This window comes from Mariniflexile litorale (genome assembly GCF_031128465.2).
GTDB lineage: Bacteria > Bacteroidota > Bacteroidia > Flavobacteriales > Flavobacteriaceae > Mariniflexile > Mariniflexile litorale.
Genome location: NZ_CP155618.1, coordinates 713,420 through 737,162, shown reverse-complemented (window position 1 = coordinate 737,162; position 23,743 = coordinate 713,420). Strand labels below are relative to the sequence as shown.

Annotated in this window: 16 protein-coding genes; 15 read left to right on the top strand and 1 reads right to left on the bottom strand. The window is 32.6% G+C overall.

The genetic code is table 11. The features are described 5' to 3' along the window. Nucleotides 1–8: 8 nt before the first annotated feature. From QLS71_RS02895 to QLS71_RS02885, 3 genes are read left to right on the top strand one after another with little or no spacing between them, the layout of a single operon-like run. On the top strand, nucleotides 9–452 hold the full coding sequence (locus QLS71_RS02895; protein ID WP_308990415.1) for a protein-disulfide reductase DsbD domain-containing protein: 444 nt from the start codon (nucleotides 9–11) through the stop codon (nucleotides 450–452). A gap of 13 nt (nucleotides 453–465) precedes the next feature. After that, entirely contained in the window at nucleotides 466–2,418 is a 1,953-nt protein-coding gene (locus tag QLS71_RS02890) for a cytochrome c biogenesis protein CcdA (RefSeq protein WP_348636598.1), read from the top strand. A gap of 20 nt (nucleotides 2,419–2,438) precedes the next feature. Next, the gene (locus QLS71_RS02885) at nucleotides 2,439–3,965 is read left to right on the top strand and encodes an aminotransferase class V-fold PLP-dependent enzyme (protein WP_308990413.1); all 1,527 of its coding nucleotides are present in this window, start codon (nucleotides 2,439–2,441) and stop codon (nucleotides 3,963–3,965) included. Between the two features lie 94 nt (nucleotides 3,966–4,059). On the opposite strand, the gene QLS71_RS02880 is transcribed toward QLS71_RS02885, so the two are convergent. Continuing rightward, nucleotides 4,060–4,704: a carbohydrate-binding family 9-like protein gene (locus tag QLS71_RS02880; protein ID WP_308990412.1), complete on the bottom strand. Its 645-nt coding sequence runs from the start codon at nucleotides 4,702–4,704 to the stop codon at nucleotides 4,060–4,062. Nucleotides 4,705–5,051: 347 nt separating this feature from the next. On the opposite strand from QLS71_RS02880, the gene QLS71_RS02875 reads away from it, so the two are divergent. From QLS71_RS02875 to QLS71_RS02820, 12 genes are all read left to right on the top strand, one after another. After that, the gene (locus tag QLS71_RS02875) at nucleotides 5,052–6,104 is read left to right on the top strand and encodes a LacI family DNA-binding transcriptional regulator (protein ID WP_308990411.1); all 1,053 of its coding nucleotides are present in this window, start codon (nucleotides 5,052–5,054) and stop codon (nucleotides 6,102–6,104) included. Nucleotides 6,105–6,223: 119 nt separating this feature from the next. Beyond that, nucleotides 6,224–7,708, top strand: a complete 1,485-nt coding sequence (locus tag QLS71_RS02870; protein WP_308990410.1) for a sodium:solute symporter family protein — start codon at nucleotides 6,224–6,226, stop codon at nucleotides 7,706–7,708. Nucleotides 7,709–7,736: 28 nt separating this feature from the next. Beyond that, nucleotides 7,737–8,870: an N-acetylglucosamine-6-phosphate deacetylase gene (gene nagA, locus QLS71_RS02865; protein WP_348636597.1), complete on the top strand. Its 1,134-nt coding sequence runs from the start codon at nucleotides 7,737–7,739 to the stop codon at nucleotides 8,868–8,870. 53 nt (nucleotides 8,871–8,923) lie between these two features. Next, the gene (locus QLS71_RS02860) at nucleotides 8,924–10,252 is read left to right on the top strand and encodes a sugar MFS transporter (RefSeq protein WP_308990408.1); all 1,329 of its coding nucleotides are present in this window, start codon (nucleotides 8,924–8,926) and stop codon (nucleotides 10,250–10,252) included. 43 nt (nucleotides 10,253–10,295) lie between these two features. Beyond that, nucleotides 10,296–12,224, top strand: coding sequence for a glucosamine-6-phosphate deaminase (gene nagB / locus QLS71_RS02855; protein WP_308990407.1), 1,929 nt, complete (start codon nucleotides 10,296–10,298; stop codon nucleotides 12,222–12,224). Nucleotides 12,225–12,374: 150 nt separating this feature from the next. After that, a complete protein-coding gene (locus QLS71_RS02850; protein ID WP_308990406.1) occupies nucleotides 12,375–13,976 on the top strand; it encodes an aryl-sulfate sulfotransferase in 1,602 nt (533 codons plus the stop codon). Nucleotides 13,977–14,448: 472 nt separating this feature from the next. Further along, a complete protein-coding gene (locus QLS71_RS02845) occupies nucleotides 14,449–17,547 on the top strand; it encodes a TonB-dependent receptor (protein WP_308990405.1) in 3,099 nt (1,032 codons plus the stop codon). A gap of 13 nt (nucleotides 17,548–17,560) precedes the next feature. Then, nucleotides 17,561–18,931, top strand: a complete 1,371-nt coding sequence (locus QLS71_RS02840; RefSeq protein ID WP_308990404.1) for a RagB/SusD family nutrient uptake outer membrane protein — start codon at nucleotides 17,561–17,563, stop codon at nucleotides 18,929–18,931. Nucleotides 18,932–18,976: 45 nt separating this feature from the next. Next, nucleotides 18,977–20,425, top strand: a complete 1,449-nt coding sequence (locus QLS71_RS02835; RefSeq protein ID WP_308990403.1) for a DNRLRE domain-containing protein — start codon at nucleotides 18,977–18,979, stop codon at nucleotides 20,423–20,425. 32 nt (nucleotides 20,426–20,457) lie between these two features. Then, the gene (locus QLS71_RS02830; RefSeq protein WP_308990402.1) at nucleotides 20,458–21,210 is read left to right on the top strand and encodes a glycoside hydrolase family 16 protein; all 753 of its coding nucleotides are present in this window, start codon (nucleotides 20,458–20,460) and stop codon (nucleotides 21,208–21,210) included. 127 nt (nucleotides 21,211–21,337) lie between these two features. Beyond that, complete coding sequence (locus QLS71_RS02825) at nucleotides 21,338–22,099, top strand: glucosamine-6-phosphate deaminase (RefSeq protein ID WP_308990401.1); 762 nt, start codon at nucleotides 21,338–21,340, stop codon at nucleotides 22,097–22,099. Between the two features lie 81 nt (nucleotides 22,100–22,180). Next, nucleotides 22,181–23,740, top strand: a complete 1,560-nt coding sequence (locus tag QLS71_RS02820) for a family 20 glycosylhydrolase (protein ID WP_308990400.1) — start codon at nucleotides 22,181–22,183, stop codon at nucleotides 23,738–23,740. The last annotated feature ends 3 nt before the right edge of the window (nucleotides 23,741–23,743 follow it).

The following is a 23,743-nucleotide window of genomic DNA, read 5'->3' as shown; positions in this document are numbered from 1 at the left end:
TTACACACATGAAAAAAGTCATATTTCTTTTTACTCTTTTCGCTTTTAGCATTTTACAAGCCCAAATTCTAGAGCCGGTAAAATGGTCAACATCAGTTTCTAAAATTTCAGATACCGAGTATGAATTGGTTGCAACTGCAACTATAGAATCTCATTGGCATTTATATTCTCAAAATGTTCCAGAAGATGGTCCTATTGCCACAAGTTTTATATTTAAAGGCAACGCTAATTATCTTAAAAAAGGAAATACCGTTGAAGAAAAAGGAGTTACGATTGATGATCCTATTTTTGGTATGAAGATTAAATTCTTCGAAAATAAAGCATCATTTAAACAGCGTATTAAATTAAAAGCAAAAGCGCCCTTTAAAGTAGACGCAACCGTTGAGTTTATGGTTTGCGACGACAGTAAATGTATACCTACCGAAGTAGATTTAGTATTCAACATCAAATAAACAATATCATAAAATGAGGCAGTTTCTTTTCCTATTAAGTGTTTTAATCCTATCACTAACAGGTCACTCCCAAATTCTTGAACCTGTAAAATGGACGACAAGTGTTGAAAAACTATCAGATACCGAGTACGAATTAACATCTAAGGCAACTATAGAATCTGGATGGCATTTATATTCACAAAATGTCCCAGAAAATGGACCCATTGCCACTACCTTTACTTATGATGATAGCGAAGGAGGTTTCAATATCGTTGGAAACACTTCAGAAGAAGAAGGCCATACTATTGATGATCCAGTTTTTGGAATGAAGATTAAATTCTTCGAAAAGTCGGCGATTTTCAAACAAAAAGTGATTGTAGAGAGTGATATTAAAAGCATCAATGCTTTTGTAGAGTTTATGGTTTGCGATGATAGTAGGTGCCTACCACCAACCGAAGTCGATTTGGTATTCATACTTTCTGATGAAGCAGTCGTAAATTCAAATGAAACTATTTTAGATAATGCAGATTCAATAACGAATGATGAGTCTCACAAAGGACTTTGGTCTATCTTTTTCATAGCATTCTTGTCAGGATTTGCAGCCTTGTTAACACCTTGTGTGTTTCCTATGATTCCTATGACGGTGAGTTTCTTTACCAAACAGAGCAAAACCAAAGCAGCAGGAATAAGAAACGCTATTATTTACGGAATTTGTATCATTGTTATTTATGTATTATTAGGAACTGCTGTCACTGGTATATTTGGTGCCGATGCATTAAACGCACTGGCAACCAACGTATGGTTTAATATTATATTCTTTTTACTGTTAGTCATTTTTGCGGTATCCTTTTTAGGTGCATTTGAGATTATGCTACCAAATTCTTGGGCAAATAAAGTAGATTCACAAGCTGATAGAGGCGGATTGATAGGCATCTTTTTTATGGCACTAGCATTGGCTATAGTTTCATTTTCATGTACCGGTCCTATCGTTGGAACCTTGTTGGTTGAAGCTGCCTCTAAAGGTGGTTTAGCTCCTATAATTGGCATGCTAGGCTTTTCACTAGCTATCGCTTTACCTTTTGCTTTATTTGCTGCATTCCCAGGTTGGTTAAATTCATTACCAAAGTCTGGTGGTTGGTTAAACACCGTGAAAGTCGTACTTGGGTTTTTAGAATTAGCCTTAGCTTTTAAATTCTTATCACAAGCCGATTTAGTACTTCAAGCACACTTGTTAGAGCGTGAAGTATTTTTAGCCATTTGGATAGCCATTTTTGGAGCATTAGCATTTTATTTATTCGGAAAAATACAATTACCACACGATTCGCCCTTAACCCATATTTCTGTTGGAAGACTCAGTTTAGGGCTTGTTGTTTTATCATTTACTATTTATATGATACCAGGACTTTGGGGAGCACCTTTAAATTTAATAAGTGCCTTCCCACCACCGTTAGAATATAGCGAATCGCCATACGGGGTTGGTTTTTCAAAAATGGGTACAGCCTCCGTTTTAGATTCTCATGAAGGTTTACCAGATGGCGCGCATTTATTAGCACCACACGACATTTTAGCCTTTAATGATTATGATAAAGGGCTCGCATATGCAAAAGAAGTCGGCAAACCTGTTATGATAGATTTTACAGGTTGGGCCTGTGTAAACTGTAGAAAAATGGAGCAAAACGTGTGGCCTAAACCAGAAGTACTTAATATTCTTAAAAACGATATCGTATTAATATCATTGTATGTTGATGACAAACGCCCTTTAGAAGCTCATGAAGTTACCGAATCCAAATTAAAGCCAGGGAAAAAGTTGAAATATATTGGACAAAAATGGAGCGAGTTACAAACTATTAGGTACAAAGCTAACTCACAACCGTTTTATGTATTAATGGACCATAATGAAGAAAATTTGATTACTCCAGTAGGTTACACGCCCGATGTAGACACCTATGTTGAATGGTTGCAAAAAGGAATTTTAAAGTTTAAGTAGTTTTCTTAAAACTTAAGAACATGAGTATCATTGAAAATACCCAAAAAGTTACAAATACTAACAAGTCAAAGGTGTCAATACCAAATCTTGAAGCCTATTTTGCGTCATTTAGAGAAAACATAGTAGGCTTAAATACATCTTTTTTATCTCCTTATGGAGAAAAGAAAATTATCTATGCCGATTGGACAGCAAGCGGGCGTTTATATAGACCCATAGAAGAGAAGCTTTTAAATGATATAGGCCCTTTTGTAGCAAACACACACACCGAAACGTCTATTACAGGTAGTGTGATGACGCATGCCTATCATGAAGCCAGACAAATTATTAAGAAACATGTTAATGCCTCAAACGACGATATTCTAATTACTGTAGGTACAGGCATGACGGGAGCTATTAATAAGTTTCAGCGTATCTTAGGTATCAAACTCAATGAAAATTTAAAAGATCATACCGTAGTTCCAGAAGAAAAAAGACCAATTGTTTTTGTATCGCATATGGAGCATCATTCTAATCAAACTTCTTGGTTAGAAACTATCGCAAAGGTAATAGTAATTCCATCGAACAAAGATGGATTGCCTTGTTTAGAAAGCTTAGTAGGGTTGTTACAAAAATACAATGAGACACCTATTAAAATTGCTGCTATTACAGGCTGTTCAAATGTTACTGGCATTATCACACCATACCATGACATCGCCAAGATAATGCATCAAAATAATGGTTTATGTTTTGTAGATTTTGCGTGTTCTGCACCTTATGTTATGATAGATATGCACCCAGTCGATGAAGATGAATATTTAGATGCTATTACTTTTTCACCACATAAATTTTTAGGAGGTCCTGGAACTTCGGGTGTTTTAATATTTAATAAAAAATTGTACAAAAACTTAGTTCCTGATAATCCAGGTGGAGGTACCGTAAACTATACAAACCCTTGGGGAGACCATGATTATATTGATGATATAGAAACCCGAGAAGATGGTGGTACACCTGGGTTTTTACAGGCTATCAGAATAGCCCTTTCTATTCAATTGAAAGAGAAAATGGGTATTCAAAATATTTTAGATAGAGAACACGAATTGAATGCCATTATCTTTGGAAGACTTAAAAATATTAAAAATCTAAAAATATTAGCTTCAGAACATACCAATAGATTAAGTGTATTTTCATTCTATATTGAAAATGCCCATTACAATTTAATAGTCAAATTATTAAATGATAGGTTTGGAGTGCAAACTCGTGGAGGATGTTCTTGTGCAGGTACTTACGGACATTATTTATTAAATGTAGATAAGACCACTTCAAAATTTATAGAAAAGAAAATCCTTGTAGGCTGTTTAATAGAGCGTCCAGGGTGGGTTAGAATGTCTGTACATCCTACCATGACAAACGCAGAAGTTGGATTTATTTGCGATGCGATTGAAGCAGTTTCTAAAAGTTTCGAAATTTGGAGCAAAGATTATACATATGATGCTTTAAAAAACGAACATATTTATCATTCTGAATTAAATACAGAAAGTGAAATGATAAAAAATTGGTTTAAGTTGTAAATTTTATATAATGTCTAAATGTCTGACTAAATAATATGGAAGAGAAATTTATTGTAATCAATTGGGTTTATAAAATGATTTGTTTTTTTATAGTCTAATCAAATTCAATGTCTCCAAAGTAAGATTTTAAATGAAAATCAGGTTTTTCAGATTTTATAGTGTTCCAGGTGATGTAATGAGGTTTAGATAGGTCGTCACCACATTTGTAAAAGTTTGCTCTTGCTTTAATGTTTTCAAGAGATTTTATACTACTAAATGAAAAGGTTTTTAATGGAATTTTTATAAATGTTTTCCAATTAAATAGTGTTAAACCATTTTTGTTAACTCGTTTTATTTTCGTTTTTACTTTTATTAAATTTATTTTCTTGGTATCTAGTAATTGCCTGTTATATCTGTCAGGTCCCCATGCCAAAAGGCACGTGCCTAAAGAATTAAATTCAAAATTATAATAGTTTGCATCTTTTTCAAATGCTATGAAAAACTCTACACAACTATCTTTACATACAGGGTCGTTGTGGTTGGAATATTTCGCCATCATTTCAGGCTCCGTAACATCGTAGTATAAGTAAATGTTTTTATTGTTGTGAGCAATTTTAAAACGTATTTTTTGAAATTCATCCGTTTTTCCCCATGGATATTGGTCGATATGATGATAATCAGACAATTTTAAAACTTTTTCAAAGTCTTTTTGTTTATTTGAAGAGTTAGAGATATTAGGGATTATTAATTTTTCCTTCACGAAATATTTTTATTCTAATTAATATTTTATTTTCAGAGCTAATTACTAAAAACAATACGACTAATCATTTTTTAGTGTGGTAATAATTATGTTTTTTTGTAAAAATTGAGTTTCGTTACCGTAAATGTAATTAAATATTTAAGTTTGGAATTGGTCAATTTGAAATAATTAACAATCTGTTGATTTATTTTTTGCCGTAAAAGTAAGTTTATATTGAATTTAAAGCGAAAAAGAATTTAACAACACGTTTGTATAGTTTAATTTTGTTATGTAAAACATAATACAATAGGGGTTTTTAAGATGATTCAACCTGTTTAGTTTTTAAACAGATATTGTAAAAAAATAGTATGGATAGTGATGAACGAATAATAGGGATTAAAGATGTTGCTAAGGCAGCTAATGTGGCTCTGGCTACGGTGGATCGTGTAATACATAACCGTGCAGGTGTAAGTAAAAAAACAAAGGATAAGGTATTAAAAGTAATAGAAAAAATGGGTTATCAGCCTAATATTATGGCTAGTAACCTTTCAAAGAGTAAAAAAATTGTTTTAGGGGTTTTATTACCAAATATTTCTGAAGGGTCTGGGTATTGGGAGTTTCCAATGAAAGGGATTGTAAAAGCTCAAAAAGAGTTGTCACAATACCGTATTAAGATTAAAACTTTCACGTTTAAACAAGATAATAATAAAGAAATTAGAAAGAAAGTACTTGAATTGATTAATAGTGATATTCAAGGATTGGTTTTAACTTCTAAGTTTGCTGATGAAATTGAAATTTTATTAGAAGATTGTAAAGAGAAAAAGCGTCCCTACGTTTTCATTGATTCTAATGTTAGGAAGATAGATTCGTTATGTAGTATTCAGCAACCTTTATTTGAAAGTGGAGAGTTGGCAGCTCAGTTATTTAATTACTGTTTTAATAAAGGTGAAATCCTTATTTTACATTTAAAAGATACTATGGATACGGAAGGTATCATAGGCCTAAAAGAAAAGGGCATGAATGCATATTTGAAAGAAAAGAATAATTCAATAGTTACTAAATCCTTAGTAATCACAGATTTTAATGAAAATGCTATTAATAGGATGTTGACTCAAACTTTAGAAGAGAATCCTATGATCAAAGGCGTTTTTATTCCTAATTCAAAAGTAGCATATATAGCTAAATATTTTGAAAAGAGAGCTGGTGAAAAAATCTATCTTATTGGTTATGATTTTTTTAATGAAGATATTGAATACCTTGAAAAAGAGATTATAGATTTTTTAATTTGCCAACGACCAGAAGAACAAGGGTATCAAGCTGTTTATAAGTTGTTTGAACATGTTGTTCTTAAGAAAGAAGTTGAGAAAGAAATAATCATGCCTTTAGATATAATAACTAAAAAGAATTATAAATACTATTAATTATTTGAGTCCTTTTTTTAAATAATATTAGGTTAATATATTTTTTTTCATATTTTTGAGGTACGTTACCGTAAATAAAAAATAGATTTGTTAAATAAATAACTTAAAAAGAACCTAACATGACGCTAGAACTATTAGATTGGATTGTAATTATTATATTTTTTATAATAATGGTAGTTATTGGGGTTTGGGCACATTTTAAAAATAAAGATTCAGGTGATTATTTTACAGCTGGAGGTAACATGCCTTGGTGGTTATCTGGTATATCTCATCATGTATCTGGTTACAGTGGTGCTGTATTTGTGGCTTATGCAGGATTAGCCTATACACACGGGTTTTCTATATATGTTTGGTGGGCAATGACGGTTGGTATATCTATTTTAGTAACTATTAATATATTTCCAGTACGTTGGGTGAGATTACGAAAAAAAATAGGCATACAATCACCTTTAGAATATCTTTCCATAAGGTATGGTGTAAAAACACAACAAGTTATTGCTTGGAGTGGTGTTATTCTAAAATTATTTGATGTTGCTGCTAAATGGGCGGCTATTGCTATTTTATTAAAAGTATTTACAGGTATTCCAATTCTTTATGGGGTTCTTTTTTCTGGAGGTATATCAATTATCTATATAACCATAGGAGGATTATGGGCGGTAACTGTAAGTGATTTTGTGCAATTTATTGTTCAAATAGGTGCTGGTATTGCCATGTTTTTTGCTGCCACATCCAAACTTGGAGGATTAGATTCTGTTTTTACTATTTGGGATAAATTACCTGCTAAGAATAGCGAACCCTTTACAGAACCTTACACGGTTGGTTTTGCTTTAGCTTTCTTATTTATAAATATGCTAAGCTATAATGGAGGTACTTGGAATTTAGCAACGAAATATATTTCCTCGCCAAATGAATTAAATACTAAAAGGGCAGCCATATTATCGGGTGTTTTATACTTAATTTGGCCATTAATATTATTTTTCCCAATGTGGGCGGCACCTATTTTATTACCCAACTTAGAAGATCCTACAGAATCTTATGGATTATTAACAATCACTCTCTTGCCAAAAGGAATGATTGGTTTAGTGCTGGCATCCATGTTTGCAACCACCATGTCTATGACATCTAGTGATGCGAATACTATTTCAGCAGTGATAACCAGAGATATTTTGCCTCTTCATTTTAAGAGATTTAATATTTCTGAATCAATAAATCCGTTAATAGTAGCGAGAAAAGTAACGTTTATTTTTATATTTTTTACCATACTTATTGCAACTCAATACGAATCTTTTGGAGGTATTTTAGGGTTGATAGTTACTTGGTTTGCAGCGCTCGTTGGTCCAATTGCAGTACCTATGTTGTTAGGTATGCTTCCATTATTTAAAAGAAGTGGCTCTACAGCTGCATTGGTTTCTGTTTTTGGAGGCTTGTTCACATTTGCCTTAATTAAAATTTACGCCTTCAGTATGCCTTTTGCTCTAGAGATAAGCTTGCCTTTAATAGTCTCTATTGTTTTATACATATTTTTTGGTCTTATAAATAAAAAAGAAGTTTCAACAGAGGTATTGGACTTATTAAAAGCTATTGATAAAAAAGACGAAAATTAAATTTTAATACTATTGAAATAAATTTAGAATGAAAGAAATGATTAATTGTATTGACTGTATTTCAAATGAATTAATTCAAATTGTAGTTGATGATAATCTATTAGTTTCAAAGAAAAATATTGAAACAAATGATAATGAAACTATTTTTTTAGGTCCTGGTTTTCTGGACCTCCAAATAAATGGTTTTTCTGGGGTCGATTTTAATACGTTTCCAATACTTGAAGACGATTTTCTGAATGTTATTAATAATTTAGCCAAAGCAGGTGTTTTATCTTTCTTCCCAACTGTAATTACTAATTCAGACTCAAATATCATAAATCTTTTAAAAAATATAAATGAATTATGTCTGAAAAACCCTTTAATTAATTCTTATATAAATGGTATTCATCTGGAAGGACCATTTATTTCACCTGTAAAAGAAGCGTCGGGTGCACATTCTAAAGATTATATAAAAGCTCCCGATTGGGAACTGTTTAAAGTGTTTCAAGAAGCGTCAGGTAATAGAATTAAGATAATTACATTAAGTCCAGAGTGGGATAATTCGATAGATTTTATTAAAAAATGTGCTGTCGATAATATAGTTGTTTCTATTGGGCATACGGTGGCTAGTAACGAACAAATAAAAGCAGCTGTTAATGCAGGCGCTACAATGTCCACCCATCTTGGTAATGGTGCGCCATTATCGCTTCATAGAAACTCAAATATTATTTTTGATCAACTAGCAAATACTGAATTAACACCGAGTATTATAGCCGATGGATTTCATTTGCCTGATAATTTTTTAAAAATAGTATTAAAGGTTAAAAAAAATAAAGTTATTCTAGTCAGTGACTCCACCATGTTCGCAGGAATGGAAACAGGAGTTTATCAATCTCATATTGGTGGGAAAGTGACATTAGAAAAAGGAGGAAGGCTTTCTATGTGCAGTAATAAAAATATGTTAGCAGGATCGGCTGTTTCTTTATTGGATTGTGTTAATAAACTTTTTTCAAGTAATATGTTGAGTTTATCTGAAGCTTGGTCATTGGCATCCATCCAGCCCAAGAAATTGGTAAATATACGTGATACTGATAATGATTTTGTTTTATTTAAATTAAAAAACAATTCCATATCTATTTTAAGTGTTTTTAAATCAGGAAAACAGATATTTATAAATAATTAATATTTTAAATTTGAATACATGATTACAAACAAATTAATTTTATAAAAGCACCTATGAAAGCATCGCAAAACACATCAACAGAAAAGAATAATTTAGTTCCTATTATCATTATAGCTAGCTTATTTTTTATATTCGGATTTGTAACCTGGATAAACGGCGCATTGATTCCATTCATGAAAACTATTAATGAGCTAACCGATGCACAATCTTACTTAGTAGCTTCAGCATCTTATATCTCATTTGTAGTAATGGCTCTGCCAGCATCTTACATTTTAAATAAAATAGGCTATAAAAAAGGGATGTCTCTAGGACTCGTAATAATGGCCATTGGAGCTCTGGTTTTTATTCCAGCAGCCGAGGCAAGAACTTATTGGGTGTTTTTAGCAGGGATTTTTATTCAAGGTACCGGTATGACTTTGTTGCAAACAGCAGCAAACCCATACATTACCATACTAGGTCCTATCGATAGTGGTGCAAAACGTATTGCTATTATGGGTATAGCAAATAAAACAGCAGGTGCTTTAGGGTCTTTAATATTCGGAGCCCTATTATTATCGGGTATCGATGAGGTAAAAGAAAAATTAGGCAGTGCGTCTATTAACGAAAAAGGAATGCTTTTAGATACCATGGCCGATAGTGTATTTATGCCTTATTTAGTTATGGCTATCGTTTTATTTATACTAGGTATATTAATAAGAAAAGCACCGCTACCTAATGTAGATGCTCCTGAAGTTAATGAGACCGAAGAAGGCTCGACTGTAAAAACCAGCATTTTTCAATTTCCACATTTATGGTTAGGTGTACTAACGTTGTTTGTATATGTAGGAGCAGAAGTTATAGCAGGCGATACTATTATTGCTTATGGTATATCATTAGGTTTTCCTGCTGCAGATGCTAAGTTTTTTACAACCTTAACATTGTTAGCGATGGTATTTACCTATGCCATAGGGGTTATTTTAATACCTAAATATTTAAAGCAAGGCACTGCACTAAAAATTAGTGCCGTATTAGGAATTATCTTTAGCATTTGCATTCTACTTACAACCGGCTTTACTTCCATTTTATTTGTGGCTGCATTGGGCATTTCTAACGCTTTGGTATGGCCAGCAGTATGGCCTTTAACGCTTGAAGGTTTAGGGAGATTCACTAAAACGGGTTCAGCTTTATTGATTATGGCTATTTCGGGCGGGGCCATCATTCCACCGCTATATGGCAGAATGGTAGATGCGAATAAACACGAACTTATCGCCAGTGGATTAAATGACGTCGATGCTCTGGCAACCGCTTCTACACATAGTTATTGGATATTAATACCATGTTATGTGTTGATTTTATTTTTTGCTATATCAGGGCATAAATATAAAAGTTGGTCAAGAAAATAAATAGCTTAAAAGAAAAAATATAAATTAAGAAAACACGAAAAACATGTTAAAGAGTAGTATAGATAAATCTACAAGTTTTGAAAAAAGGTTTGAAAACGCAGGAACCATTGTTTTTGAAAATTCCGTGAGTGCATCTAAAGCGGTTGCTAAAGAAATTGCAGACTTAATACGAGTAAAGCAAGCTCAAAAACAACCTTGTATATTAGGATTGGCTACAGGCTCATCACCTAAGGGTTTGTATGCGGAATTAGTGCGTTTACATAAAGAAGAAGGTTTAAGCTTTAAAAACGTGGTGTCATTCAATTTAGATGAATACTACCCAATGGAACCTGATTCTATAAATAGTTATGTAAGGTTTATGAAAGAATTACTATTTAATCATGTAGATATATTACCAGAAAACTATCATATCCCAGATGGTACTCTAGCAAAAGATGCTATTGGAGATTATTGTAGTCAATACGAAGCAAAAATTGAAGCTTTAGGTGGTATCGATTTACAAATATTAGGTATTGGTGGTAATGGACATATTGGATTTAACGAATCGGGTTCTTTACAAAACTCAAAAACTCGATTAGTAGCCTTAGATCATATTACAAGAGTGGCTGCAAGTGGTGATTTTTCTGGACTAAACAATACGCCTAGAACGGCCATTACACTGGGAGTGAAAAAAATCATGGAAGCTAAAAGAGTGATACTTATGGCTTGGGGTGAAGGGAAGTCGCATATCATAAAGCAATCTGTTGAAGGTTCTGTAACAAACTTAGTACCTGCTTCTTTTTTACAAGAACATAACAACGCGACTTTTGTATTGGATAAAGAAGCATCTTCCAAACTAACTCGTATTAACACACCTTGGTTGGTTGAAAAAATTAATTGGACAGATAAACTAATAAGAAAAGCAGTATTAGGTTTAGCGCTTCATTTAAAAAAGCCTATTTTAATGTTAACTGATGCCGATTATATAGAAAACGGGATGAGCGATTTATTAGCAGATTCGGGGCCTGCTTATGATATTAACATCAAAATTTTTAATAAACTACAAAACACTATTACAGGTTGGCCAGGAGGTAAACCTAATGCTGATGATGCTAAACGACCAGAACGTGCTGAACCAGCTAAAAAACGCGTTCTTATTTTTAGTCCGCATCCAGATGATGATATTATTAGTATGGGAGGTACTTTTAAGCGTTTACATGAGCAAGGGCATGAAGTCCATGTTGGTTATCAAACCTCTGGAAATATCGCTGTAGCTGATGATGAAGCACTTCGTTTTGCTAGTTTTGTATGTGATTACAATGATAAATTTGGAATAGATAGCATAGAAGCTGAAAACATCTATAAAAAATCAGAAACCTTTCTTAAAAATAAAAAAGCAAGCGAGATCGATATCCCCGAGGTGCGATACATTAAGGGCTTGATTAGAAAGGGAGAAGCCCAAGCGACATCTTACTTTATAGGTATTCCCGATGCTCAAATCCATTTCATGGAACTTCCGTTTTATGAAACGGGTACAATCGAGAAAAAACCCTTAGGTAAGGAAGATATTCAAATCACTATGGATCTTATTGAGCAAATAAAACCACATCAAATATATGCTGCGGGTGATTTGGCAGATCCTCATGGTACACATAAAGTATGTTTAGATGCTGTTTTTGAAGCGGTAAAACAACTTAAACCAAAAAAGTTTATGAAAGACTGTTGGGTCTGGTTGTACAGAGGAGCATGGCAAGAATGGGGCATCGATGAAATTGAAATGGCTATACCTATGGGCCCCGACCAAGTATTAGAAAAACGAAAAGGTATTTTTAAACATCAATCTCAAAAAGATGGGGTGGTATTTCAAGGAAGCGATAGCAGGGAGTTTTGGCAACGTGCAGAAGATAGAAATAGAGAAACGGCCGATTTATACCACCAATTAGGTTTGTCTCATTATGCTGCTATGGAAGCTTTCGTGAGGTGGGAATATTAAAAGCATTCTAGAAACTGGACTTATAATATACTTGAGGACATTAGTTTGCTAGATTTAGAGTTACATAAATTGACTTAGAAATTGTAATTTTTTTTTTTGGAATTTATCTATTACTCTGATTACTAGATTTTAACTTTAATAAAAATTATTTTGATAAAAAAAATAACATGTATCCTTCTTTTAACAGTTTCTTTCGTTTGGTCGCAAGCTCCAACGGTTGGGTTGCTTTTTTTACACAACAATGTCTCGGAAGGTTACACGCTATTTACCCCAGAAGTAAACAATAGTGTGTATTTAATTAACAACTGTGGTGAAAAGGTAAATGAATGGACTTTTACAGAGTTACCAGGGGCGACCTGCTATCTTTTAGAAAATGGAACATTACTAAGGGCAGGGAAAGATAAGTTAGAAATTAGAGACTGGGATAATACAGTACTATGGAACTATGAGATGAATACCAATGGACTAAATCAACACCATGACATTGAACCACTTCCTAATGGGAATATTTTATGCATAATTACAGATAGTTATTCTAATACAGAGATTATTGCTAATGGAAAAGATCCTCTTAAAGTTGATCAAGTTATTGGCCTTGATAAAATAGTTGAATTAAAACCGATTGGAACTGACAATGCTGAAATTGTTTGGGAATGGAAATTTATAGACCATCTCATTCAAGATTATGACAATACAAAAGCGAATTTTGGTATCATTGGAAATCACCCTGAACTTATTGATATAAACTATGTTGATTCTAACGTTGAAAATCTCGAAAGAGGTTATACGCATGTAAATGGTATTGATTATAATGCAAATCTTGACCAAATTATTATCTCTGCAAGAAATTTAAATGAAATTTATATTATAGACCACAGTACTACAACTACTGAAGCTTCAGGTCATACTGGGGGTAATTCAAATCTTGGAGGAGATATTTTGTGGAGATGGGGTAACCCCAGAGTTTATAAGCAAGGAGGGGTTGAAGATCAAAAACTATTTTCACAGCATGATGTAAAATGGGTAGAACCTGGATATTTGGATGAAGGTAAAATATCTGTTTTTAACAATGGAGAATATGAAACTAGAGCCTACAGCACGGTTCATTTATTAGATCCTGAGATTTCTGGCAATACTTATACTAAAGAGAATAATACATTTAAACCATTAAACTTTAACTGGTCATGGGGTGGTTCTATATTAGAAAGAACCATGTACGAAGAAATAAAATCGGGAACACATAGTCTTCCAAATGGTAACTTTATAATTTGCGAAAGTTCTTTAGGACAAGTTTCTGAAATTACAAAAGCGGGTGAGCACGTGTGGACTTATAAAAATCCATCAGGAAATAGTATATTTAATCAATTTGAAAATGTTTCACCAAATTTTAATTCCATCTTTAGAGCTGAAAAATATCCCAGTAATTATATTGGTTTTTCTGGAAAAGACTTAACTCCTAAAGGTATTATTGAAAATGAAAATTCCGTTTCTAACGCTTGTTTAACTTTAAGCATAGTTCAATATGAAATCAATAATATTAGGGTAATAAATCCAGTTAGTGGGAATGTTCTAAAATTCAATCAAAATATCAAGCTAGATGCAATAAGAATAATTGATATGAATGGCAGAATTATATTCACATCCAAAAACTTTTTTGATGACCATGTACCCATTAATGTTAAATCAGGTTTTTATATTATTGAATTTGAAAAAGAAGAAATCATCAGACGAATAAAAATTATAGTTAACTAATTTTTTATCATTACAATTCCATAACTCCATGGAACCCATTCGGGTCAAGTAACTACAGTACTTCCTTAGTTTAAACTGCTTCAATGTATGAGACGAGACAGTTTAAAGCTGTAAAAGGGAAAATAGTGAGTAAAAATTAATATTCTGAAGCCCACGAAAAACTGATAAACGCTTCAATATATAGAATTTATAGATTTCATAAATTCTTCATACGAAATTTTTCAATTATTGAATTAATCCTGTGAATAATTTTAATTATTACAATCGTTTGCACTTTGATGTTTAATTAACAATATGGATTAATAACTATATTGTTCATATTAGTAATTATTTTACCTATAATTTGAAATATTTTAATGATTAATTAAATGTTTTTTAACTTTTGATTCAAAAAAAATTATGCAAACGTTTGCATATTAAATAATATTATTTAAATTTGGATAGCTAAAACAAACAAACTAAAGTTTAATTTATGGAAAAACTTATTAAAAAAAACCTTCTCGATGCCAAAAGGGGGAAATTGACTGTTAAAACATTTATATCCGTTTTGCTTATATCTTTTATTACATCTTTAGGGTATTCTCAACAGATGCAAGTGTCTGGTAAAATTACAGATGGATATGATGGGCAGCCACTGTTTGGTGTAAATGTAATTGTTAAAGGAACTATAAGGGGAGTTTCTTCTGATATGGATGGGGGATATCTTATGGATAAAGTGTCTCCAAGTGATGTCTTAATTTTTTCTTTTATAGGGTATGCCGATCAAGAAATTAAAATAGGAACTCAAAAAGAAATTAATGTTGTGTTGCAACCATCAGCCGATGTGCTTGATGAAATGGTTGTTGTTGGGTATGGTGTTAAAAAGAAAAGAAACTTAACGGGGTCTATCGTTTCAATAGGTAGTGATGAAATTGCGTTATCTAATACCCAAGATCCTATATCTGTGTTGCAAGGTAGAGCAGCGGGGGTGCAAGTGGTATCTAATTCTGGTTCTCCAGGGGGAGGTATGTCTATAACCGTAAGGGGTAATTCTTCTTTAAATTCAGGAAATACACCTTTATACGTTGTTGATGGAATTCCAATAGAATCTAATTCGCTTTCAACACTGAATGGAACGGAAAATTTTGGATTAAATCCTTTGGCTGATATTAATCCTGGAGATATTGAGTCTATTGAAATTCTTAAAGATGCTGCTTCAACTGCTATCTATGGTTCTCGTGCAGCAAATGGTGTTGTTTTAATTACAACTAAAAGAGGTAGCAATCAAAAAGCTCAAATTGATATAGGTATTAATACTAGTGTGAGTGAAATTACAAGAACACTTAGTGTGTTAAATGCAAGTCAATACAGATCAGCCGTTATAGATTCATACAATAATATGGACAATCCTATAGTACCTAATGGTATTGTTATAGATTCTTTAAATCCTAAAAATAATGGGGATGTAAATTGGCAAAAAGAATTATTAAGAATGGCATTAACACATAAAGTAGAGCTTTCTATTCGTGGTGGTTCTGACAAGGTTAAATATGCCTGGAGTTCTTCTTTCTTGGATCAAGATGGAATTATTCTAAATTCTAACTATAAAAGAGTTACTTCTCGATTGAATCTTGATTTTGAAGTTTCTGATAAGTTAACATTTGGTCAAAGTATATCATTTACAAACGGGGTAAACAACCGTATAAATGCTGCTGGTACTAACAATTTAAGTGTTATTCGCGAGCTATTAGTTCGTCCTCCAATTTTTCCTAATTATTTGCCAGACGGCTCTTTTAATGGATATCAATTTGGAAGAAGAAATCCATTAGGTTTAGCAGAATTAGCTACACACCTTAATACAAGTAATAGAATTATTGGTAATCAATATGGCGAATTGGAAATTATAGAAGGTCTTAAACTTAGAAGTAATTTGAATTTTGATTTTATCTCCATGAAGGAAGATGAATTTATACCTTCTACACTAGATTATAGAGAAGGCTATAATTCAGGTTCTGTAAGAACCATTAATAATACCACATGGGGTAATGAAACCTATGCTACTTTTAATAAACAAATTGGAGAATCACACAATTTATCTGCTTTAGCAGGATTTAGTTTTCAAAATTGGAGATACGATCGCGTAGGTTTAGATGGGATGTTCTTTTCAAGTGATAATATAACCACCTTAAATGGTGCAGGTACTATTTCAAATCAAGATGTAAACGTTGCTAGCGAGCACTCTATGTTGTCTTATTTCGGACGTGTATCCTACGATTACGATGGTAAATATTTATTTGAAGCAAACCTTAGAGCAGATGGCTCGTCAAGATTTGGAACTGATAATCGTTTTGGTTATTTTCCATCGGCATCTCTTGGATGGCGTTTTTCAGATGAAGGATTTTTTGAAAATATAAATGTTGTAAATGATGCCAAATTACGTTTAAGTATTGGGCAAACAGGTAATGAAGCGATTGGTAATTACACGTCTCAAGGAGAATTTGCCTTAGGAGCTAATTATCTAGATTTTTCAGGCGCTGCACCTTCCGTAATGCCAAATGCTGGTCTTACTTGGGAAACAACAACACAATATAATGCGGGTTTAGATATTTCTTTATGGAAAAATAGAGTGGTACTTAATGCCGATGTGTATTTGAAATTAACGGAAGATTTATTATACAACGTGCCCATACCAAGAACAACAGGTTTTAATTATATAACACAAAATATCGGCAGTATTGAAAATAAAGGTATTGAATTTGCTATAAGTACACACAATTTAGTAGGCGATTTTAAATGGAATACCAATTTTAATATTAGTTCAAACCGTAATGTTGTTAAAGATTTACCGGACGATTTATTAACCAATGGTTATATCCAGAATGGAACTTATCACATATTAAAAGAAGGTTTACCAATTGGTACTTTTTACGGCTGGAAATTTAATGGGGTTTATTCTCGTGATGAAGACAATGTTAATGGTATTACAAATGGGGCTTTAGGTCCAGTATTTGAAGGTGGGGATCCTATTTGGGACGATGTGAATGGTGATGATATTATAGATGAAGATGATAGACAAGTTCTTGGAGATGCTACACCAGACTTTTTTGGAGGTATAAATAATAGCTTTTCTTATAAAGGAATTAGTTTAAACGTATTTTTTCAATATTCTTATGGTAATGATATTTACAGTGAAATCAATCACCAAAGAAATGCTATTGTAAGTTACAATAACCTTTCTACAGATGCATTAACTAGATGGAGAGAACAAGGCGATGTTACTAATTACCCAAAACCAGTTAGAGACGACCCTAAGCAAAGTGATAGTAGAGTACAAAGTAGGTGGATTGAAGACGGATCTTACATTAAGCTAAAAAATGTAAACCTTAATTATAGTTTTCCTAAAAACCTAATAACTAATTACGGATTAAGCAAATTAGATATTTACCTTTCAGGAACAAATTTAGTTACTTGGACAAAATATACAGGTTTCGATCCAGATGTTAGTTCTTACAGCGGTTTAAGAGTTGGTGTAGATGAGGGATCGTATCCTCAAAGTCGTACCATCAGTTTAGGATTAAATATTGGATTTTAAAAAAAGATAAAAAATGAAAAATATTAAAAAAATCATACTAGCTAGTGTTTTGCTAACAGCATTTTCATGTTCTGAAGCCATACTAGATAAAGATCCTGTTAGTAGTTTTTCTGGACAAGGATTCTATCAAACCTCAAGTGATGCGCAAGCAGGAGTTTATGGAATTTATGATGCACTTCAAGGCACTTTCCGTACCAATTTTTCTTTCTGGGGAGAAGGGAGAGCAGATGCAGTTGCAACAAATCATTCCGGAGATCCTTCAATTTTAAAACAAAACACACTAAGTCCATCGATATCTTCAGCAAGTTGGAATAATATTTATGAGACTATTAGTCGTGCGAATTATGCTATAAAATATATTCCACAAGTTTTTGAAACTGAAAGTGAATTTAGTTTGCAATTGGTGGCTCAAGCAAGAGCTTTAAGAGCCTTATCTTATTTTTATGCTGTGAGAGTTTGGGGCGATGTGCCATTAATTACAGAACCTTATGAGAGTGTAAATCAAGAGTTTTTTGTTTCTGCTACAAATAGAGAATTAGTTTTAGATCAAGTTGTAGACGATTTAATTTTTGCTTCAACAAATTGTTTAGGTAACTTCTCAGGAGATAATACAAGAATCTTATTTACAAAAGGTGGGGCGGATGCCTTATTAACTCAAGTATATATGTGGAGAAAGGATTATCCTAATGCCGTAGATTCTGCCGATAAAGTTCTTGGTAATAGCTTATATTCTTTAGTAACAATAAACGATTGGTCTAAAATATTTACTTCAGGTTATTCAAACGAAAGTATTTTTGAAATTGGTTATAATGATGTTCAAACAAATGCCCTTAGAGTTCTTTACGCTATTGGTGCAGATAGTCATTATTTCCCAAGTGTTTCATTTAGAGATTCATTTGAAGCAGATGATCTTAGAAAAGATTTAATTTACGATACAACGAATGCTGATCCTAGAAAAATATGGAAATTTTTTGGGGAAGGTTTTAATGACGAGAGTGCAGATCCATCTGGAAATAATATTGTGCTTATACGTTTAGCAGATATTATACTTTTAAAAGCTGAAGCACATAATAAACTAACAGAAACAGATGAAGCCGTTAGATTGCTTAATTTAATTAGAAAAAGAGCTGGTATACCAGAATTTGCAGATGAAGCTGCAGCAATAAGTATGTATGGTGATTTAGAGTCTGCAATTTTACACGAACGACTTATAGAACTTTCATTTGAAGGACACCGTTGGTTCGATTTAGTTAGAACAGGTAGAGCCATCGATGTTATGAACCCCATAAATGGATTAAGTGATGAAACCAATTTAGTATGGCCAATTCAGGAGGATGCTTTAAATAGAAATCCTAATTTAGAACAAAACATCTTTTACAGATAAACGTCTCTATGTTAAAAATAAATACTAAAAATAAATCTAGAAAAAATGAAAAATAATAAGATAACCTTATATGCTTCGATTGGAGTTTTCTTTACAGTCGTTTTAAGCATGTTTTTTAGTTGTGAAATTCAAGAAAATTTCTCTTATAAAAGTTCTAATTCTACAGCAGAATTAGGCATAAGTGCTTGGGCATACATTCAAAAACACGATTCATTAAACTTGTTTGAAGAAGCTATTAAATTAGCCGATGTTCAAAGTTTATATGAAACATCTACAAACAAAACATTTGTTGCTCCAACAAATGAAGCTTTTTTAAATTATCTTGAAGATAATGCTTATCAAAGTCTATCCGATGTGCCGGTGCCAATACTTCGTAATTTAATTAAATATCATGTTGTAGATGCGTACGTATCGTTTGATGATCCTGCTTTAGCTTTAAGAAACAACCCAATTGCCTACAATACTGAAAATGGACAAACGATGTATTTATCTCATAATAGTGCTTATACAGGTTATGTAAATGAAGGTACGAGCCAGCAATGGACCATTGTTACGTCTAATTTAAAAGCAACTAATGGCGTCATACATGTAATACCTTCCATTGTATATTTCTCTGCACTTTCAACAAGTTCAGACTCACCAGATTCTACTGTTGTAATGGATACTATTTACCCATTGTATGATACTTATATTAATGGTGGTAGCGCCTCGGGAACTAATTATGGTAACGATAAACTGTTAAAAGTTAAAAACGTTACCGGGAATGGCACTTATGATAGAAAAGCGTACATCATGTATGATTTGAAAGATTTTCAAAAAGAAGGTTCTATTGTAGAATTAAAATTTGAATTAGCAGTAAGTTTTACTCATGCAAAATTTGTAGATCTAGATGTGTATTCTGTTCAAGATACATTATGGACAGAAACAGGTTTAACGTTCAATAACGCTGAATTACCAACAAATACACCCATAGCAACTTTAAAAACGACCAAAGTAAGTAAGTTTGAATATGATCTTTTAGATTTTTACAAAACTTTAGACAAGAAAAGAAGAGTGTCTTTTGTACTAGATGGTGAAGCAGGTAGTAATGAGACGGATGAGTTTCATTCCAATCAAAACACATTAGGACTTAATCCTCCCATGTTAATTGCTAGAATTTCTACAGGTAACACCGTTCTTTCAATTAATGCGAATACTGGAATTACTTTAAATAGCGGAGAAACATATGTATTAAATACAGCAACTTTAGAAGTAATTGGTTCTGCGCCTGCTGATATTAGATATACTATAGAAGAAGTGCCACAATACGGTTGGTTAATTAGAGGTGCAAACATTCTAAAAGTAGGTGATAGGTTTACCCAAGAAGATATTGATGCTATGAACGTTGTGTATATAAATAACGAATCCGGATCTCAAGACAAGATGGTTCTATCAGCAAGCGACATTGAAGGAGCTATTTTAGATGATTTTGATGTTAATATAACTATACAGTAATTACAACATATTATAACGAGATACATTAATTAATGAAAACAAAAATGTTAATAATTAACTTTTTTTTAATCGTACAATTTTTTGCTATTAACTCATGCTCTAATTCCTATACGGATGATAGTACGCCTGTAAATTCAACCAGAATCATTAATTTTTCAGGTTATGAATGGATTGTAAGAACTTCTGATGAAGGTCAAGAAGGTCCAGGTCCCAACTATTTTTCAGATTCAGAAGAAAATGTATGGGTAGATAATGAAGGCAGGTTGCATTTGAAAATTGTAAGAAAGGGTGATGGTAATTGGTATTGCTCAGGAATCACATTACGCCAATCTCAAGGTTACAAAAAATATGTTTTTTATGTAGCGAGTCGGGTAGACCAATTAGATGAAAATGTTGTTGGTGGTCTTTTTACTTATAAAAATGATAATGAAGAGATTGATATAGAATTTTCTAAATGGTCTCAATCTGAGAATCAAGACTCTCAATTTGCTATACAGCCTTCAGATAATGTGGGTAATAAAACACGTTACGATTTGAATTTAAAAAGTGATCTGTCAACCCATTTTTTTGATTGGAAAGCCAGTAGTATTGAGTTCGGTAGTTATCATGGACATACTTTAGCACCCAATGCAGAAGATGTAATTAGTACTTGGACGTATACAGGAAACGATATTCCTCCTCTTAATAATGAGAAATTAAAATTAAATCTATGGTTATTTAGAGGGAATGCTCCAACAAATAATCAACCAGCAGAAATGATTATAGATCGCGTAGAAATATTATAAGTTTTATAATTATTTGAATGATTCTGCAATACATTAAATTCTGGTTGGGTTAAACTTTACCAGCCAGAATTTTTTTTAACCTAAAACGAGGCACCTACGCTGTGTTTTAATAATTTTTAATAAATAAATGCTAGATTTTAACCAGAATATAAACGTTCTTTCTAACAAGAGAACAACGGGGGTTGCTGCAGGAAAAGCAGTAGAAGATTGTATAGTTCAATTACAAAAAACAAAGGAAAGTATACGAATTGTTTTTGCAGCTGCACCTTCTCAAGACTCTATGCTCGATTATTTAACCAAATCGAAATTGATAGATTGGAGCAAAATAGAAGCATTTCATATGGATGAATATATTGGGTTAAAACCAGGGTCACCTCAATTATTTTCTTCTTATTTAGAAAATAATCTTTTTTCAAAAGTACCTTTAAATAAAAACACCATTAACGTAAATAATGATGTTTCAAGCGAGATAAAAAGATATACTAATTTATTAGAAGAAGCGCCTATCGATATTGTATGTTTAGGAATAGGAGAGAATGGTCACTTGGCCTTTAACGATCCGCATGTGGCCGATTTTAATGATTCTGAAATTGTAAAAGTGGTGGAGTTAGATGATGCATGCCGCTTACAACAAGTTAATGATGGTTGTTTTGAATCTTTTCAAAAAGTACCTGAAAAAGCAATAACATTAACCATTCCAACGCTATTAAAGGGAACACATTTATTTTGTGTGGTTTTAGGTGCTAATAAAAGTGACGCAGTAAAAAACGCCCTTACCGAGCCTATAAGCACATCTTGTCCTGCTTCTATTCTTACTACGCACCCCGATTGTAATTACTATTTCGATAAGGAAGCCTATAAAGGCATAGAATGTTTACAAAACGCATAATTAAAAAATCATGTATTTTAGGTAATAAATAGCTAAAAAAAATCAAATTTTCATACAGAAGATATAAATGTAGTTAAGGATATGATGAATCATAAAAATATTTTTAAATTTTTATTATTAGTAAGTGTGATGTTTACTAACACTGTAAATATCACAGCACAAACAGTAGCTTCTACGGAAGATTTTAAAGTAAAAGGTTTTCATTTAGACCTGCGTATACAGGTAATGACTCCCGAGGCGCTTAAAAAGCTCGCCAATGAGCTTTCTGAAATGGGCATTAATACCTTGGTTATGGAGTGGGAAGGCACTTACCCTTATGAAAAACATGCCGTTATCTCCAACGAATATTCATACACCCGGGAAGAAGTAAAAGATTTTATTGCACACTGTGATGGATTAGGAATTAAAGTCATTCCGTTGCAACAAAGCTTGGGACATGTTGAATATATTTTAAGAAACCCTAGATATAGTAACTTAAAGGAAGACCGAAAAGATATTTCCCAATTATGCCCTATGGAGGCTATGGAAAGTAAAGCGCTTTTTAGAGATTTATTTTCAGATTTGGTAGAAACACATACTTCAGATTATATTCATATTGGAGGTGATGAAACCTATTTATTAGGGCATTGTGAAAAATGCCAAGTAAAGGTAAAAGAAGAAGGGAAATCTAAATTATTTGTAGATTACATGAAAATGATTACCGAACTCGTTATAGAGTTAGGCAAAAAACCAGTCATGTGGGCCGATATTATTTTAAAACATCCTGAAGCAGCAGCAGAATTACCAAAAGAAACCATTTTTATAGATTGGAATTACGGATGGAAAATTAACCATTTCGGAGATATACCTAAGCTTCAAGACATGGGGTTCACCTTTTGGGGAGCTCCAGCCATTCGATGTCACCCGGATAATTGGTATGTAACAGATTGGTCTACACATTTTAAAAACCAAAAGGAATTTATTCCATATGCCAGAGAAGCTGGTTATGAAGGCATGGTGATAACCTCGTGGTCTACCACAGGTGTTTATGGTTTTACTTGGGATGTTGGTTATGATGTTATAGATATGGTGCAAATAAGAAACACTTATCCACTATCTGCTTTTCGTATTTTAATAGCTAGTTATACTAAAGCATTAAACATGGAAGCTGCAATAAATCCTCAAGATTTTGTTGTTGAATATGCCAGTACAAGATTTGGTTTTAGTAAAAAGGACGCTTTAAAATTATGGAATTTTTTATCAGCAGAACCAGAACTTATAAGTAATGGTAAACCAACTAAAAGTGAAAGTATTGCAGAAGTTAAAACTGAATATAATGTTCTTAGAAACGAATTATTAAAATTAAAACCAAAACGAAACAAGGCAGAATTAGATCAATTTAAATTAATGGCCGATTTAAGAGTCCATTATTTAGATTTCAAGGAAGTGGAGTTTAAATACAATGCTGCTAATTTTACTAGCTCTCATGCTCCTATATTGCTTAAAGAATTAGATGTTATTTTAGCTGATGCAAAACAGCTAAATAAAAGATTTATAGCTCTTAATAAAGGATTTCTTTATGATTCTGAATTAGAAGAACAGAATGAATTGCGCGTACAAGCGGTTCATGTACTTTATGATCGTTTGGCTAAATTAAAATAAAGA